This is a genomic window from Achromobacter sp. DH1f, from assembly GCF_000633435.1.
Taxonomy (GTDB): Bacteria; Pseudomonadota; Gammaproteobacteria; order Burkholderiales; family Burkholderiaceae_B; genus Achromobacter; species Achromobacter deleyi.
In genome coordinates, this window is record NZ_AYMF01000006.1 from 160,587 (window position 1) to 175,592 (window position 15,006).

Sequence of the window (15,006 nt, forward strand, 5' to 3'; positions counted from 1 at the left end):
GATCAGGGTTTTGCGGCCAGCGCCTGGAAGGCGGCGGTGGCGCTGACGCGATAGCCGGCGGCCTCGCGCAGGATGAACAGGGCGGCCACACCGTGCCGTTCGGCATAGGCCAGGCCCTCGCGCTCGCCCAGCACCGTCAGCGCCGTGGCCAGCGCGTCGGCCTGCATGCAGCCGGCGTGCAGCACGGTGACGGACGCCACGCCATTGCGCACTGGTTGGCCGCTGCGCGGATCGATCGTGTGGGCATAGCGGGCATCGCCGTCGCCGGCATGGCGGCGGTAGTCGCCCGACGTGGCGATGCTCAGGTCGTGCAGCGGCAAGGCCAATGCGTGGTTATCGCTGCCGTCCGGCACTTCCACCGCCACGCGCCACGGCGCGCCGTCGGGGCGCAGGCCGCGCGCCCGCAGTTCGCCGCCCACTTCCACCAGATAGTCGGTGACGCCCAGCGCATCCAGCGCCTGGGCGGCGCGATCCACGCCATACCCCTTGGCAATCGACGACAGGTCCAGGTACACGCCGCCCGGCTGCCAGGCGGCCGGGCGGGACTCGTCCAAGCGCACACGCTGCCAGCCGCAACGCTGGCGGGCGGCGTCGATGGCAGCGGGCGAGGGCGGCTCGAAAGCGCGCTGCCAGGGCCCGAAGCCCCAGGCGTTGACCAGCGGCCCCACCGTCGGGTCATAGGCGCCGCCGCAGTCCTGGGCCAGCGCCAGCGCATGGCGCAGCACATGGAAGAACCCGGCGGGCAGCTCGCGCCAGCCGGGGCCGGCGCGGTTGTACTGGCTGATGTCGGCGTCTGCTTCCCAGGTGCTCATCTGGGCCACCACCTCGTCCAGCGCGGCCTGGATGGCCTGCCGCGCCATCGCGTCCGTGGCGCCGGCGGGCAGCGCCAGCCGCGCCGACCAGGTGGTGCCCATGGTCGCGCCCGCCAAGGCGGCCGCACGCCGGGGCAGGGCGCCCAGGTTCACGCGGACCTGCAGGGCGGCCGGCGCCGCGCCGCGCGGCGCGTAGGACGGAGCAGAGGCCATTGCCGCGCCCCGGATCAGGGCTGCAGCACTTCGACCGTGCCGGCGTACGACAGGCGGCGCTTCTTGGCCTGCGGCACGCTGACCTTGGCGTCTTCGGTGCCCGCTTCGATCCAGTACAGGCCCGGCTGCGGCCACTTGACCGAGAACTTGCCGTCCTTGTCGGTTTTCACGGCGATCTCGCCGACCTTGTCGCGGTAGCGGCTGCCGCCGGGCACGATGGTCACGTCCAGGTCGGCGGCGGGCTTGCCGTCCAGCAGCAGCTGGAAGTTGGCCGATTCGCCGGTGAACAGGTCGTTGGGGTGGGTGGCGGGCGCCAGTTCCAGGCCGCGGCCCACCGGCTTGATGGCCGACGGCTTGCCGGCGGTGACGAAGGTTTCGACGCGGCCCAGGCTTTGCGTCACTTCCAGGTCGGCGGCGTTGGCCGGCACGGCCTGGGCCAGGCCTTCCGGCTTGCCGAAGTAGCGCTTGGGCTTGCCGTCTTCTTTCCAGCGGGCGAATACGCCGTCGTTCACCACTGCGATGCGGTAGGTGCCGGCCTGCTTGAGCTGCAGGTCGAACGTGCTGCGCAGCTTGCCGCGATTCAGGTTCTCGGCTTCGGCGGCCGAGCCGTCCGGGGCCACCACGGCCAGGCCGTCCAGGCGCAGCGGCGCGTGGTTGAAGTAGAACTTGTCGTTGCCCACCGCGGCATCCACGGTGATCCAGCTGTCGGTGCCCGACAGCACGGTCGAGGACGGCACCATCCAGACGTCATGGGCATGGGCGGCGTAGGGCAGGCACAGCGCCAGGGCGGCGGCCAGTTTGGCGACGGATTTCATGGTTGCGTTCCTTGTGCGGGGAGGGGGGCAGATCAAGGTTTCAGGTCCAGGGCGATGGCGCCCAGCTCGTGTTCGCCACGGGCCGTCAGTTGCTCGGCTTTCTGCGGCGGCCACTGGAAGGGAATGCGCAGCAGCTCACGGCCGCCGACTTCGCGGGCGGCCTCGACCACCACGGCGTATTGGCCCGGCTTTAGCCCGGCCAACGGCTTGGACGCCGCGTCAAAGCTTAGGGCGTGCTTGCCGGCGGGTTTGGTCGCGCCGCTCAGGCCGTCCACGGGGAAGGTCTGGTTGCGGCCGCTGCGGCGCCACCACTGGCGCATGTCCTTGAGCCATTCGGTGCCTTCGTTGTTCTTCTTGGCCACGTCGTACCAGACGGCCAGGTCGGCTGCCACGCTCTGGTCGGCGTTTTCGATCCAGATGGCGACGTACGGGCGGTGGTATTCGGCCACGTCCAGGCGCGGCACTTCGATGGACAGGCCGATGTCGGCGGCGTAGGCCGTTCGGGCGATCAGGCCGGCCAACAGGGCCGACAGCAACAACTTGCGCATGGAAATCTCCAGGGCGGATCGAATGAATCAGTGAATGAAGAGCAGCGCCAGCACCAGCGGGATCACGACGCCCAGGCCGACCATGGGCCAGGTCGCGCCGCGGTTGCCCGCGTGCATCTTGAGCAGCACCAGTCCGGTCAGCGAAAAGATCAGACAGGCGATGGCGAAAATGTCCAGGAACCAGCTCCAGGCCAGCCCCGTGTTGCGGCCCTTGTGCAGGTCGTTCAGGTAGGCGATCCAGCCGCGGTCGGTGCGTTCGTATTCGACGTCGCCGCTGGCCCGGTCGATCGACAGCCAGGCATCGCCGCCGGCGCGCGGCAGCGACACGTAGACTTCGCCGGCCGACCATTCGGCGGGTTTGCCCGCGGCGCCCGCGTCCAGTTCCGTGTCCAGCCACTGGGCGACCGCAACGGGCAGGGGGGCCTTCTTTTGATTGGCCGGGGCGGCCAGTTGCGCCAGCACGGCATCGGGCAGGCGAGCTTCGCGGCTGGTCACGACCGCCTTCGATTCGATGTGCGAGGCGTTGTTCAGCGTCAGGCCGGTGATGGCGAACAGCAGCATGCCCAGCAGGCAGAGCGCCGAGCTGATCCAATGCCATTGGTGCAGCGTCTTGAGCCAGTAGGCCCGGCGCCGGGGGGATGCGTGACTGTCCATGGGGTGGGCAAAATTCAAGGGCCGGATTCTATCATTCAAATGAGAATTACTCTTATAGAACAGATTATTAACGTGCGAATAGATTTCAATCGATTTCGGACCCATTTCCCATGGCGGCGATAAGATAGGCATCCCTGTCCGCCCAGTGCCCTTGTACCCATGTCCGTCTACCAGACCTTGACCCTCCTGAACTTCCTGGCCGTGGGCGTGGGCGCCGTGCTGGGCGCATGGGCCCGCTGGCTGGCCAGCCTGTGGCTCAACACCGAGGCCTGGCCCTGGGGCACGCTGGCGGTAAATCTGGTGGGGGGGTATCTGGTGGGACTGGTGCTGGCGCTGGTGGCCGGCCATCCGGAATGGCCGGCCTGGGTGCGGCTGGGCGCCATCACCGGTTTCATGGGCGGGCTGACCACGTTTTCGACCTTCTCGGCCGAAACGGTCGCCATGCTCGAACGCGGCGCCTATGCTGGCGCACTCGGCTATGCGGGGTTCAGCCTGCTGGGGTCGTTGTTGTTGACCGGGCTGGGGCTGGCCACGGTCAGCCTGTTGCGCTGACGCAAGCGGTGCGGGCGGCGTGGCCGCGCCGCCTGCGTGCGGCCAGGTTCAGTCGCCCGCGCGCGGGTTGAGCACCCGCGCTGCTTCCAACCCGCTGCGCACCGCGCCTTCCAGCACGCCGGGGTAGCCCGTGTCGGTCCAGTCGCCGGCCAGGGCCAGCGTGGGCCACGGCGTGGTGTTCAACGGCCGATGCAGGCCGGGCACCGCGGCAAAGGTGGCGCGCTTTTCAATGAACAGTTCCGCGGACGACACTTCCGGCATCGGCGGCAGCCGCTGCGGATAACCGGCAGCCTGTTCGGCTACCTGGTCGATCAGCGCCTCGATGGCCTGCTGGCGGTTGCGGTCGGTGAGGGTGGTGGCGGCGCTGGCCACCACCGCCAGCTCGCCGGCCTGTGCGTCGCCCGCCAATTGGGCGCGGTCGAACAGCCATTGGCCGACGTGGCCGCGGGCGCGATCCTCGCGCAGCATCATCATGGGTTCGGGCAGGCGCCAGGGCTCGGCCAAGCGCAGGTTCAGCGTGGCGATCGGCAGGTAATCGAAGGCCCGCAGCGCGTCCAGCAAACCGGTTGCCCCCGCCGCCCGCAGCGGGCCGTCGAGCAGGCGCGCGGCAAAGGTCGGCGGCACGGCCAGCACAGCCGCGTCAAAGCGTTCCTGGTTGATGTCGACGCCGTTGTCCGACGGCTGCAATTGGCGCACCGTGCTGCCGTAGCGCATGGTGACCTGGCGCGCAGCGGCATCGGGCCACAGCGCCGACAGGTCGGTGCAGGGCAGCAGCAGGTCGCTGTCTTCGCGGCGGCCGGCCAGGCTGTCGCGCAGCACGCGCGCAAACAGCACGGCGCTGGCCGTGGTGACCGGGGTATTCAGGGCGGCCAGGCAGAGCGGTTCCCAGACCTGGCGGATCAGCGTGTCGGACTGCGCGTGATAGTGCAGCAGCTGCTGCACGGTCCAGTCGCGCGGCGGCGTCCAGGACATCGTGCGCAGGCCGCGCATCAGGCGCAGCGTGGCCAGGCGGTCGCCCCATGACAGGCCGCGGGCGCGCAGGATCGCCACCGCCATGTGCAGCGGCGCCGGCAGGCGCGGGGCCGACAACCGGAAGCGGCCATCCAGGCTGGCCAGCCGCAGGGGGCGGCGCATCAGCAGCGCGTCGGGGTTGCGGCCCACCCGGCGCATCAGCGCCAGCGTGTGCTTGTAGGCGCCCGACAGCAGGTGCTGGCCGTTGTCCAGCGGGGATTCGAAACCGTCGTGAAAGACGCGCCGGGCGCGTCCGCCGGGCGTATGGCCGGCTTCAAAGACCGTGACTTTGGCGCCGGCTTCGCGCAGGGCGACGCTGGCGGCCAGCCCGGCCCAGCCGGCGCCGATGACCGCGGCCTTCATCGCGCCAACCGGCGGACCAGTCCACGTCCGCCGCCCACCCAGGTCTTCCAGGCCAGCCAGAGCTTGCGCAGGGGCGTCAGCGAAATGCGCTGATGCAGCACCTGCCAGTTGTCGCGCTCGATCTCGTCGAGCAGCGCGTGGTAGATCGCCGCCATCATCAGGCCGGGGCGCTGCGCGCGCCGGTCGGTTTCGGGCAGGCTGCGCATGGCTTCGCGGTACAGCTCGCGGGCGCGGTCGGCCTGGAACTTCATCAGGGCCGAGAAGCGCTCGGAATATTCGCCATTCAGGATGTCCGAGGCCTTGACCTCGAACTGCTGCATGTCGTTGACCGGAATGTAGATGCGGCCGCGGCGGGCGTCGTCGCCCACGTCGCGGATGATGTTGGTCATCTGGAAGGCCAGGCCCAGCTTTTCGGCGTAGACCAGGGTGGCCGGATCGGTATAGCCGAACACGCCGGCCGACAGCTCGCCCACCACGCCAGCGGCGTGCCAGCAGTATTTGCGCAGGCCGGGCCAGTCCAGGTAGCGGGTCTGGTCCAGGTCCATTTCCATGCCGTCGATGATGGCCAGCAGGCGCTCGCGGGTGATCGAACAGCTCTGCAGGTGCGGCTGCAGCGCGCGGGTCACGGGATGGTCGGGCTTGCCGTCGAACATCTGGTCGACCTGCGTGCGCCACCAGGCCAGCTTGATGCGCGCCAGCGACGGGTCGGTGCATTCGTCCACCACGTCGTCGACTTCGCGGCAGTACGCATACAGCGCCGTGATGGCGCGGCGCCGCTCGGGCGGCAGGAACAGGAAGGAATAGTAGAAGCTGGAACCGCTTTTGGCGGCTTTCTCCTGGCAGTACTCGTCAGGGGTCATAGTTGGCAGGGCCGGTTACTTACTTGATAGAGCGCCACAACATGATGGCCCAGTCTTTGGCGCCCAATTCGGGGCGATTCATGAATACATCGTAGCCGCCCGCCTCGATACGCTCCAGTACGCGCAGGCCGCCTTGCACCACCAGGCGCAGTTCCAGGCCGATGCGGCCCGGCAGGCGGCGCGCCAGCGGAGCGCCGAAGTGTAGCAGCGCGCGCGTGCGTTCGACCTCGAACGCCATCAGCGCGCGCCAGGCGGGCGTCAGGCGGGCCGCGGCCAGGTCTTCTTCGGATACGCCGAAGCGGCGCAGGTCTTCCTGCGGAATGTAGACGCGGTGCTTGTGCCAATCGACCCGCACATCCTGCCAGAAGTTCACTTGCTGCAAACCGGTGCAGATGGCGTCCGACTGCTCGACGTCTTGCGGCGCGGTGGCGCCGAACAAGTGCAGCATCAGGCGGCCCACCGGGTTGGCCGAGCGGGTGCAGTAGTCGGCCAGGGTGGCGAAGTCGTCGTAGCGCTTGACGCTGATGTCCTGCTCGAAGGCGGACAACAGGTCGTAGAAAGGGGTGATAGGCAACTGGTGCCGGGCGATCGTGGCGGCCAGCGGCACGAAGATGCTGGCCAGTTCGGGCGCGCCGGGGGCGGGCACCGTGCCGGGCTCGGCGCCGATGCGGTGCAGTTCGGCGCGAAACGCGGCCAGTTGGGCCAGGCGTTCGGCGTCGTCGGCGCTGCCTTCGTCGGCAATGTCGTCGGCGGCGCGGGCAAACCGGTACAGATCGGTCACGGCGCCGCGCAGCCTGCGCGGCAGCAGCAGCGAGGCAACGGGGAAATTCTCGTAGTGATCGATGGGCATATGGGGTCCTGCGGTCTGGCCGGGGCGGGCCGGAACCAGATCATTTTAGAGTACGCGCGGCGGTGCGATCCTGCTGCTGCCGCCACGCCGATCAGTTAGACTTAAGCGCTACAGGATCTCATACCATGCCCCGCCCAGTCTCTGCCACCGTTTCCGTCTCTGCCCTGGCGCACAACCTGGCCGCCGTGCGCCGCCACCTTGACCAGACCGCCGCCGCCGCATCCGGCCTGCCGCCCTCGATCTGGGCGGTCATCAAGGCCAACGCCTACGGCCACGGCATCGAGCAGGCCGTCGCCGGCTTCTCCAAGGCGCAGGGCCTGGCCATGCTGGATCTGGACGAAGCCGTGCGCTGCCGCGAATCCGGCTGGGGCGGCCCGATCCTGCTGCTCGAAGGTTTTTTCAACCCGTCCGACCTCGACATCGTCGACCGCTACCACCTGAGCATCACCGTGCACCAGCGCGAACAGCTCGACATGCTGGCGCGGGCGCGCCTGACGCGCCGGGTCGACATCATGCTCAAGCTCAACAGCGGCATGAACCGGCTGGGCTTTTCGCCCGCCGCCTACCTGGCCGCCCACGAGCGCGCCCAGTTGCTGCAGCAGCAGGGCACGGTCGGCTCGATCGGCAAGATGACCCACTTCGCCTGCGCCGACGGCCCCCAGGGCGTCAACGAGCAAATGGCCGTCTTCAATTCGGTGACGCATAAGCTGCCCGGGCCGGTCAGCGTCTGCAATTCGGCGGCCACCCTGCGTTTCGCCGAGATCGCCGTGGCCTCGGAAAACCAGGCCCACTGGGTCCGCCCCGGCATCTGCCTGTACGGCGCGTCGCCGTTCGCCGATGCCGACGCGGCCTCGTTCGGCCTGAAGCCGGCCATGTCGCTGCGCTCGGAAATCATCGCCGTGCAGGAATTGAAGGCCGGCGATTCGGTCGGCTACGGCGCGCTGTTCCGGGCCGACCGCCCCATGCGCGTCGGCATCGTGGCCTGCGGCTACGCCGACGGCTACCCCCGCCATGCGGCCACCGGCACCCCGGTGGCCGTGGCCGGCATCCGCACCCGCCTGGTGGGCCGGGTCTCGATGGACATGCTCATCGTCGACCTGGACCCGATTCCCGCCGCTGGCGTCGGCACCCCGGTGTCGCTGTGGGGCGAAGACGGCCCCTCGGTGGACGAAGTCGCCCTGGCGGCCGGCACCATCGGCTACGAGCTGCTCTGCGCCCTGGCCCCCCGCGTGCCGGTCACCCGCGACGTCTGATCCCGACGTCTGATCCTTTTGGGGGATGCCCGCCTTGGCGCCTCGCCTGGGGGTGTCCAGCGTGCAAGAATTGCTACGCAATTTACAAGACAGCCACCGCCGGATGGTGTCTACTTGAAAGACCGGGCGCCCAGGCGCCCGTTTTCGACCCAGTAAACAATCAACGAGGTTTCGATCCATGAAGGACAAATGCGTGCTCATTACGGGCGCCACCAAAGGCATAGGCTGGGCGCTTACTCAGCGGCTGTCCGACATGGGTTGTCATGTGGTCGGCATCGCGCGCAATACCGGCGATGTGGATTTCCCCGGCTACCTCTATGCCTGTGACCTGGCCGACGCCGGTCGCACCGAAGAAGTGCTGCGCGAAATCCGCGAGAAATTCCCCGTCGATGCCGTGGTCAACAACGTCGGCATCGCCTCGCCCCAGCCGCTGGGCGAAATCGACCTGGCCACCCTGTACAACGTGCTGGACCTGAACGTGCGCGTGGCCGTGCAGGTCACGCAGGCCTTCATCGAATCGATGAAGGTGCGCCGCGCCGGGCGCATCGTCAACGTCTGCAGCCGCGCCATCCACGGCGGCCTCGAACGCACCGCCTACTCGGCCGCCAAGAGCGCGCTGGTGGGCTGCACCCGCACCTGGGCGCTGGAACTGGCCGAATACGGCGTCACCGCCAACGCAGTGGCTCCGGGCCCGATCGAAACCGAAATGTTCCGCGCCACCCGCCCGGCGGGCAGCGAAGGCGAAAAGCGCGCCTTGGCCTCGGTGCCCATGAAGCGCCTGGGGACGCCGGCCGAAGTGGCCGCCGCCATCGCCTTCCTGCTGTCGGACGACGCCGGCTTCATCACCGGCCAGGTGCTGGGCGTGGACGGCGGCGGCAGTCTGGGCGGCCGTTCCTGACCTGACATCCCCGGGCGCGAATCGCATCCAATCCGTGCCCCGCAAGACAAACCGGCCCGCTGCAAGCGGGCCGGTTTTCATTGGGGCTTCGTGAGCGGGGCGTCACCGGCCCCGGCGCTTCAATACGGCCCGTTGGCCGCGTCCACCGTCTTCACGTTCTTGAATTCGCCCACCAGCTTTTCGGCGGCGCGGGCCAGCAGCACGGCATCCACGCCCACCGCCACGAACGTCGCGCCCAGCGACAGGTAGTGGCGCGCCTGCGGCACGCCGCTATGCAGGATGCCGGCCGCCTTGCCCGACTTGACGATGCGGGCGATGGCCGCGTCGATGACCTGGGTGACCTCGGGGTGCTCGGGCTTGCCCAGGTAGCCCATGCTGGCCGACAGATCGGCAGGGCCGATGAAGGCGCCGTCCACGCCGTCGATGGCCAGAATCTCGTCCAGTGCGTCGATGGCGCGCGGCGTTTCGATCTGCACGATCACGCACATTTCGTCATTGGCGCGTTCGAGGTAGTCGGGAATGCGGTTCCAGCGCGACGAGCGGGCCAGCGCGCTGCCCACGCCGCGAATGCCGGCGGGCGGATAGCGCACCGCGGCCACGGCGGCCGCGGCCTCTTCGGCCGACTGCACCATGGGCACCAGCAGCGTCTGCGCGCCGGTGTCCAGGATCTGCTTGATCTGCACCGGGTCGTTCCAGGCCGGGCGCACCACCGGCGCTACCGGGTAGGCCGCCACCGATTGCAGCTGGGCCAGCGTGGTCTGCAAGGTATTGGGCGCGTGTTCGCCGTCGATCAGCAGCCAGTCGAAGCCGGCGCCGGCACAGATTTCAGACGTGTAGGCGCTGGCCAGTCCGGCCCACAGGCCGATCTGGGGTGTGCCGGCGCGCAGGGCGCGCTTGAAGTGGTTGGTCAGGATATCCATGGGCTGCGTGGCGATCAGATGAAGTGGCAGTTGACGGAACCCAGCACGCCGTAATCGACATTGAAGGTATCGCCGGGGCGGGCCAGCACCGGGCGGGTGAACGACCCCGACAGGATGATCTCGCCTGCTTCCAGCGCCACGTCGTGGGCGGCCAGCTTGTTAGCCAGCCATACTACGCCATTGGCGGGGTGATTCAAGACGCCGGCCGCCACGCCGGTTTCCTCGATCACCGCGTTGCGCGACAGGATCGCGCCGACCCAGCGCAGATCCAGTTCATTCATCTTCACGGGCCGCCCGCCCATCACCACGCCGGCATTGGCGGCGTTGTCAGCGATGGTGTCGAACACCTTGCGCGGGCGCTTGCTGTCGGGGTCGATGCTGTGCGAGCGCGCGTCGATGATCTCCAGCGCCGGAATCACGTAGTCCACCGCGTCGTACACCTGGAACAAGGTCACGTCGGGGCCGCGCAGCGGCTTGCCCAGCACGAAGGCCAGTTCCACTTCCAGGCGCGGCAGGATGAAGCGGTCGGCGGGAATGTCGCTGCCGTCGGCAAAGAACATGTCGTCCAGCAGCATGCCGAAATCGGGCTCGTCGATCTGCGAGGCCTGCTGCATGGCGCGCGAGGTCAGGCCGATCTTGTGGCCGCGCTTGATGCGGCCTTCGCCCAGCTTGATGTCCATCCAGGCGCGCTGGATGGCGTAGGCGTCGGCGATGGTGATGTCGGGGTGTTCCAGCGAGATCTGGCGGATCTGCTGGCGGGTGCGTTCGGCGTCGTGCAGGCGCGCGGCGATGGCGTGTACGGTGGCGGAGTCGAGCATGGCGAAGGTCCAGGGTGGGGAATGTCAGGCGGGGTAGGGAACCAGCGTGTTCACGAGCCGGCCGATGCCGTCGATCTCGGTCACGACTTCGTCGCCGGGATTGACGTTGACGATGCCGTCGGGCGTGCCCGTCAGGATCAGGTCACCGGGCGATAGCGTCATGAAGCTGCTGAAGTATTCGATCAGGGCCGGGATGTCGAACACCATGTCGCGGGTGTTGCCGCGCTGGGTCTCGACGCCGTTGACGGTGGTGCGCAGGTCCAGGTTCATCGGGTCGGGCACGTCGTCGCGGTCCACCAGCCAGGGGCCCAGCGGTGTGCAGGTGTCGCGGCTTTTCACGCGCAGGTTGGGGCGGTACCAGTTTTCCAGGTAGTCGCGCAGCGCGTAGTCGTTGGCCACGGTGTACCCGGCCACGTAGTCGTAGGCCTGGGCGCGCGCCACGTTGCGGGCGGTCTTGCCTATCACCACCGCCAGTTCGCATTCGTAATGCATGAAGGCCACGTCGGCCGGGCGCAGCGTCTGCGCGCGGTGGCCGACAAACGTGTTGGCCGCCTTCAGGAAGCCCAGCGGTTCGTCCGGCGCCTTGAACGCCAGTTCCTTGGCGTGGTCGGCATAGTTGATGGCCAGCGTGAAGGTGGTGCGCGGTTCGATGGGCGGCAGCCAGGTGACGGCGTCCTCGGCCAGGCAGCGGCCGTCGGCCAGGCGCACCTGGCCAGGCCCGGCTTCGGTGGCCGCATGGATGACGCCTTCATAGGCAATGCGTGCGTGTTTCATGGCGGGTTCCGTGATGCGTCAGGCCAGGGCGTTGCCCAGCGTGCCCACCTGGGCGATGCGGATGTCGTAGCGCTGCCCGGCGCGCGCGCGCGGCGCATCGGCGGGGATGCCGGTGAGCAGGATGTCGCCGGGTTCGAAACTCATGAACGCGGTCACGTCGGCAATCAGCCGGGCCACCGGCCGAACCCGATCGGCCGTCGTCGTGCGCTGTACCACTTCGCCGTCGATGCGCACTTCGATCTCCAGCGCGTCCGGGTCCGCCACCGCGGTGGCCGGCGCCAGGTCGCTGCCGATGGGGCAGAAGCCGTCGCGGCATTGCTGCTTGAGCGCGGGCCGGAAGTAGCTGGCGTGCGGCGCCGACAGGTCCGCCACCACCCGATAGCCGGCCACGTAATCCAGGGCATCGGCTTCGCTCACACGGGTGGCGCGGCGGCCAAAGACGATGCCCAGGCACGCGCCGATCGATACCTCGGGCACGTCCGCCGGCAGCGTGATCACGTCGCCGTCGGCGGCATAGGTGTTGGCGGGCTTGATGTACAGCACCGGCGCCTGCGGGGGCGCCTTGTAGGGCGGCGCGTTGACGGCCTCGCCCAGCGCGGCCAGGGCCTGGCGGCTGTTCAGCGCCACGCCGACCACCGTGCGCGGCAGGGCCGCGCGGGCGGCCGCCGCGCGGTCGGCCAGGTACTCGCGGTAGTTGTTGCGCTTGTAGTTCAGCACCGGGTCGGCTTCTTCGACCTGCAGCGAAATGCCCAGCGGCCGGCGCGCCATTTCCGCGGCCAGGGCGCGGTCCAGCGCCCGGAGCACGCGTTCGCCCAGCGCCGCCTGCTGCTCGGCGCTGCGGCCGTGGCCGATGCGCAGCAGCACGTGCACGAAGGCATTGTCGGGGTGGCCATCCACGATCAGGTAGTCATCTACCCGCAGTGCGCGGGTGCGGGCCCCGGCCAGCGGGTACAGGCTGCCGTCGCCCACGGCCGCGTCCTGCACCACGCGCATCAGCGCGCGGGTGTCCAGGTCGAGATTGGCGGAATACTCAATCCAGATGTGTGGCATGGCAGGCGTGGGGCAAGCCCCCTCCGGCAGATATTGTTAGCATGTTAATTATCATAGTGAAAAAGCATGCGGGCGGCAATGCGGGCCGCCAGGGGTTTTCCGCCGTTGACAGCGGTAATTTCCCGGGCATAAAGTTAACGAGTTAACTAAATATTCGGCGGGCCGAAGATCCGACCCTCAAAGGCCGACAAGGAGACACGCGTGAGCATCAAGCACTGGATCAACGGCAAGCAGGTCGACAGCGCCGACCGCTTCATCACCTATGACCCGGCCACGGGCGAGGCCATCGACGAAGTCGCCGCGGGCGGCCAGCCGGAAATCGACGCCGCCGTCGCGGCCGCCGCCGAGGCCTTTCCCAAATGGGCCGGCACGCCCGCCAAGGAACGCGCCCGGCTGATGCGCCGGCTGGGCGAGCTGATCGACCGCAACGTGCCGCACCTGGCCGAACTGGAAACCCGCGACACCGGCCTGCCCATCTCGCAGACCCGCAAGCAGCTGATTCCGCGCGCGTCCGAGAACTTCACCTTCTTTGCCGAAGTCTGCACCCGCATGAATGGCCACACCTATCCGGTGGACGACCAGATGCTGAACTACACGCTCTACCAGCCGGTGGGCGTGTGCGCGTTGGTGTCGCCCTGGAACGTGCCCTTCATGACCGCCACCTGGAAGACCGCGCCCTGCCTGGCGCTGGGCAATACCGCGGTGCTGAAGATGTCGGAACTGTCGCCCCTGACCGCCGACCAGTTGGGCCTGCTGGCGCTGGAAGCCGGCATTCCGGCCGGCGTGCTGAACGTGGTGCAAGGCTATGGCGCGACCGCCGGCGATGCGCTGGTGCGCCACCCTGGCGTGCGGGCCATTTCGTTCACCGGCGGCACCGTCACTGGCAAGAAGATCCTTTCCAGCGCCGGCGGCATCAAGAAATTCTCGATGGAACTGGGCGGCAAGTCGCCCGTGCTGGTGTTCGACGACGCCGACGTCGAGCGCGCGCTGGACGCGGCCCTGTTCACCATCTTCTCGCTCAACGGCGAACGCTGCACCGCCGGTTCGCGCATCTTCGTGCAGGAATCCATCTACGCCGACTTCGTGCGCCGCTTCGCCGAGCGCGCCCAGCGCCTGGTGGTGGGCGATCCCGTTGACGAAGCCACCCACGTGGGCGCGATGATCACGCGCCAGCACTGGGAGAAAGTCACCGGCTACATCCGCCTGGCCAAAGAAGAGGGCGCCCGCATCCTGGCCGGCGGCCCCGACGCCCCGCAGGGCCTGCCTGCGCGCCTGGCGGGCGGCAATTTCGTGCGCCCCACGGTGCTGGCCGACGTCGACAACCGCATGCGCTGCGCCCAGGAAGAGATCTTCGGCCCGGTCGCCTGCCTGATCCCGTTCAAGGACGAGGCCCATGGCCTGGCACTGGCCAACGACGTCAAGTATGGCCTCGCGTCGTATATCTGGACGAGCGACATCGGCCGCGCCCACCGCCTGGCGCGCGGCATCGAGGCCGGCATGGTGTTCATCAACAGCCAGAACGTGCGCGACCTGCGCCAGCCGTTCGGCGGCACCAAGGAATCGGGCACCGGCCGCGAGGGCGGTGAATACAGCTACGAGGTGTTCGCCGAGATCAAGAACGTCTGCGTCTCGATGGGCAGCCACCACATTCCCAAATGGGGCGTCTGAGCCCCGCTATAAAAAATCCGGAGACAACCCATCATGGGCAAGCTCGCGCTGGCGGCCAAGGTAACGCATGTGCCGTCCATGTACCTTTCCGAAATGCCCGGCCGGCATCACGGCTGCCGCGAGGCCGCCATCCAGGGCCACCGCGCCATCGGCCAGCGTTGCCGCGACCTGGACGTGGACACGCTGGTGGTGCTGGACGTGCACTGGCTGGTCAACGCCGGCTATCACGTCAACTGCAACGAGCGTTTCGCCGGTTACTACACCAGCAACGAGCTGCCGCATTTCATCAAGGACATGGACTACGCCTACCGCGGCGATCCGGCCCTGGGGCGGCGCATCGCCGAATGCGCCAGCGCGGCCGGCGTGGCCACGCGCGCCCACGAGATAGCCAGCCTGGAACTGGAATACGGCACGCTGGTGCCGATGCGCTACATGAATGGCGACGACCGCTTCAAGGTCGTCTCGGTGGCGGCCTGGTGCGCCTGGCACTCGCTGGACGACAGCCGCCGCTTCGGCGCGGCGCTGCGCCAGGCCATCGAGCACAGCGACAGCCGGGTGGCGGTGCTGGCCAGCGGGTCGTTGTCGCACCGCTTCAATGACAACAACAGCCCAGAAGCGGCCATGCACCAGATCAGCCGCGAGTTCTACCGCCAGGTCGACCTGCGGGTGGTGGACCTGTGGCGCCAGGGCGACTGGAAGACCTTCTGCGCCATGCTGCCTGAATACGCCGAGCTGTGCGTGGGCGAGGGCGGCATGCACGACACTGCCATGCTGCTGGGCTTGCTGGGTTGGGATGCCTACGACCGGCCCGCCGAGATCGTGACGGACTACTTCACCAGTTCAGGTACGGGGCAGATCAACGCGATCCTGCCCGTGCCGGACTGAACCCGGGCCAGGCGGGTGCCGGGCCGTCCCGCGCGCCTGCACGGATAGCCGGGCAGGCGCGG

Annotated in this window: 16 protein-coding genes; 5 read left to right on the forward strand and 11 right to left on the reverse strand. The window is 68.5% G+C overall.

The features are described 5' to 3' along the window. Window positions 1-2: 2 nt before the first annotated feature. The 4 genes from U858_RS0103430 to U858_RS0103445 are packed head-to-tail and all read right to left on the reverse strand — an operon-like array spanning window position 3 to window position 3,042. A complete protein-coding gene (locus U858_RS0103430; RefSeq protein ID WP_025135794.1) occupies window positions 3-1,025 on the reverse strand; it encodes an FAD:protein FMN transferase in 1,023 nt (340 codons plus the stop codon). A gap of 14 nt (window positions 1,026-1,039) precedes the next feature. Continuing rightward, entirely contained in the window at window positions 1,040-1,840 is an 801-nt protein-coding gene (locus U858_RS0103435) for a DUF4198 domain-containing protein (protein WP_025135795.1), read from the reverse strand. A gap of 32 nt (window positions 1,841-1,872) precedes the next feature. Then, on the reverse strand, window positions 1,873-2,388 hold the full coding sequence (locus U858_RS0103440) for a DUF2271 domain-containing protein (protein WP_025135796.1): 516 nt from the start codon (window positions 2,386-2,388) through the stop codon (window positions 1,873-1,875). 27 nt (window positions 2,389-2,415) lie between these two features. After that, window positions 2,416-3,042, reverse strand: coding sequence for a PepSY-associated TM helix domain-containing protein (locus tag U858_RS0103445; RefSeq protein WP_025135797.1), 627 nt, complete (start codon window positions 3,040-3,042; stop codon window positions 2,416-2,418). 159 nt (window positions 3,043-3,201) lie between these two features. On the opposite strand from U858_RS0103445, the gene U858_RS0103450 reads away from it, so the two are divergent. Beyond that, window positions 3,202-3,594, forward strand: a complete 393-nt coding sequence (locus U858_RS0103450) for a CrcB family protein (protein WP_025135798.1) — start codon at window positions 3,202-3,204, stop codon at window positions 3,592-3,594. Window positions 3,595-3,642: 48 nt separating this feature from the next. Here the strand turns inward: U858_RS0103450 and hpnE are convergent, their stop codons facing one another. The 3 genes from hpnE to hpnC are packed head-to-tail and all read right to left on the reverse strand — an operon-like array spanning window position 3,643 to window position 6,678. Next, complete coding sequence (gene hpnE, locus U858_RS0103455; protein WP_025135799.1) at window positions 3,643-4,968, reverse strand: hydroxysqualene dehydroxylase HpnE; 1,326 nt, start codon at window positions 4,966-4,968, stop codon at window positions 3,643-3,645. Further along, on the reverse strand, window positions 4,965-5,828 hold the full coding sequence (hpnD, locus tag U858_RS0103460; RefSeq protein ID WP_025135800.1) for a presqualene diphosphate synthase HpnD: 864 nt from the start codon (window positions 5,826-5,828) through the stop codon (window positions 4,965-4,967). Before hpnD ends, hpnE begins: the two co-directional genes overlap by 4 nt. Window positions 5,829-5,847: 19 nt before the next feature. After that, window positions 5,848-6,678 (reverse strand): squalene synthase HpnC, encoded by an 831-nt coding sequence (gene hpnC, locus U858_RS0103465; RefSeq protein ID WP_025135801.1) that lies wholly within the window; start codon window positions 6,676-6,678, stop codon window positions 5,848-5,850. 125 nt (window positions 6,679-6,803) lie between these two features. Here hpnC and alr point away from each other — a divergent pair, with 125 nt between their 5' ends. Both alr and U858_RS0103475 read left to right on the forward strand, forming a co-directional pair. Beyond that, window positions 6,804-7,931 (forward strand): alanine racemase, encoded by a 1,128-nt coding sequence (gene alr / locus U858_RS0103470; protein WP_025135802.1) that lies wholly within the window; start codon window positions 6,804-6,806, stop codon window positions 7,929-7,931. 178 nt (window positions 7,932-8,109) lie between these two features. After that, on the forward strand, window positions 8,110-8,829 hold the full coding sequence (locus tag U858_RS0103475; RefSeq protein WP_006396065.1) for an SDR family oxidoreductase: 720 nt from the start codon (window positions 8,110-8,112) through the stop codon (window positions 8,827-8,829). A gap of 119 nt (window positions 8,830-8,948) precedes the next feature. On the opposite strand, the gene hpaI is transcribed toward U858_RS0103475, so the two are convergent. The 4 genes from hpaI to U858_RS0103495 are packed head-to-tail and all read right to left on the reverse strand — an operon-like array spanning window position 8,949 to window position 12,391. Further along, window positions 8,949-9,749: a 4-hydroxy-2-oxoheptanedioate aldolase gene (gene hpaI / locus U858_RS0103480; RefSeq protein WP_025135803.1), complete on the reverse strand. Its 801-nt coding sequence runs from the start codon at window positions 9,747-9,749 to the stop codon at window positions 8,949-8,951. Between the two features lie 14 nt (window positions 9,750-9,763). Continuing rightward, window positions 9,764-10,567 carry a 2-oxo-hept-4-ene-1,7-dioate hydratase gene (gene hpaH, locus U858_RS0103485; protein WP_025135804.1) on the reverse strand — a complete coding sequence of 268 codons (804 nt, stop codon included), beginning with the start codon at window positions 10,565-10,567 and terminating at the stop codon, window positions 9,764-9,766. Window positions 10,568-10,591: 24 nt separating this feature from the next. After that, window positions 10,592-11,341 carry a fumarylacetoacetate hydrolase family protein gene (locus tag U858_RS0103490; protein WP_025135805.1) on the reverse strand — a complete coding sequence of 250 codons (750 nt, stop codon included), beginning with the start codon at window positions 11,339-11,341 and terminating at the stop codon, window positions 10,592-10,594. An 18-nt stretch (window positions 11,342-11,359) separates the two neighbouring features. Continuing rightward, a complete protein-coding gene (locus U858_RS0103495) occupies window positions 11,360-12,391 on the reverse strand; it encodes a fumarylacetoacetate hydrolase family protein (RefSeq protein ID WP_025135806.1) in 1,032 nt (343 codons plus the stop codon). A gap of 201 nt (window positions 12,392-12,592) precedes the next feature. On the opposite strand from U858_RS0103495, the gene hpaE reads away from it, so the two are divergent. Beyond that, window positions 12,593-14,059, forward strand: a complete 1,467-nt coding sequence (gene hpaE, locus U858_RS0103500) for a 5-carboxymethyl-2-hydroxymuconate semialdehyde dehydrogenase (RefSeq protein WP_025135807.1) — start codon at window positions 12,593-12,595, stop codon at window positions 14,057-14,059. A 33-nt stretch (window positions 14,060-14,092) separates the two neighbouring features. After that, window positions 14,093-14,944, forward strand: coding sequence for a 3,4-dihydroxyphenylacetate 2,3-dioxygenase (gene hpaD / locus U858_RS0103505; protein WP_025135808.1), 852 nt, complete (start codon window positions 14,093-14,095; stop codon window positions 14,942-14,944). Window positions 14,945-15,006: the final 62 nt, after the last annotated feature.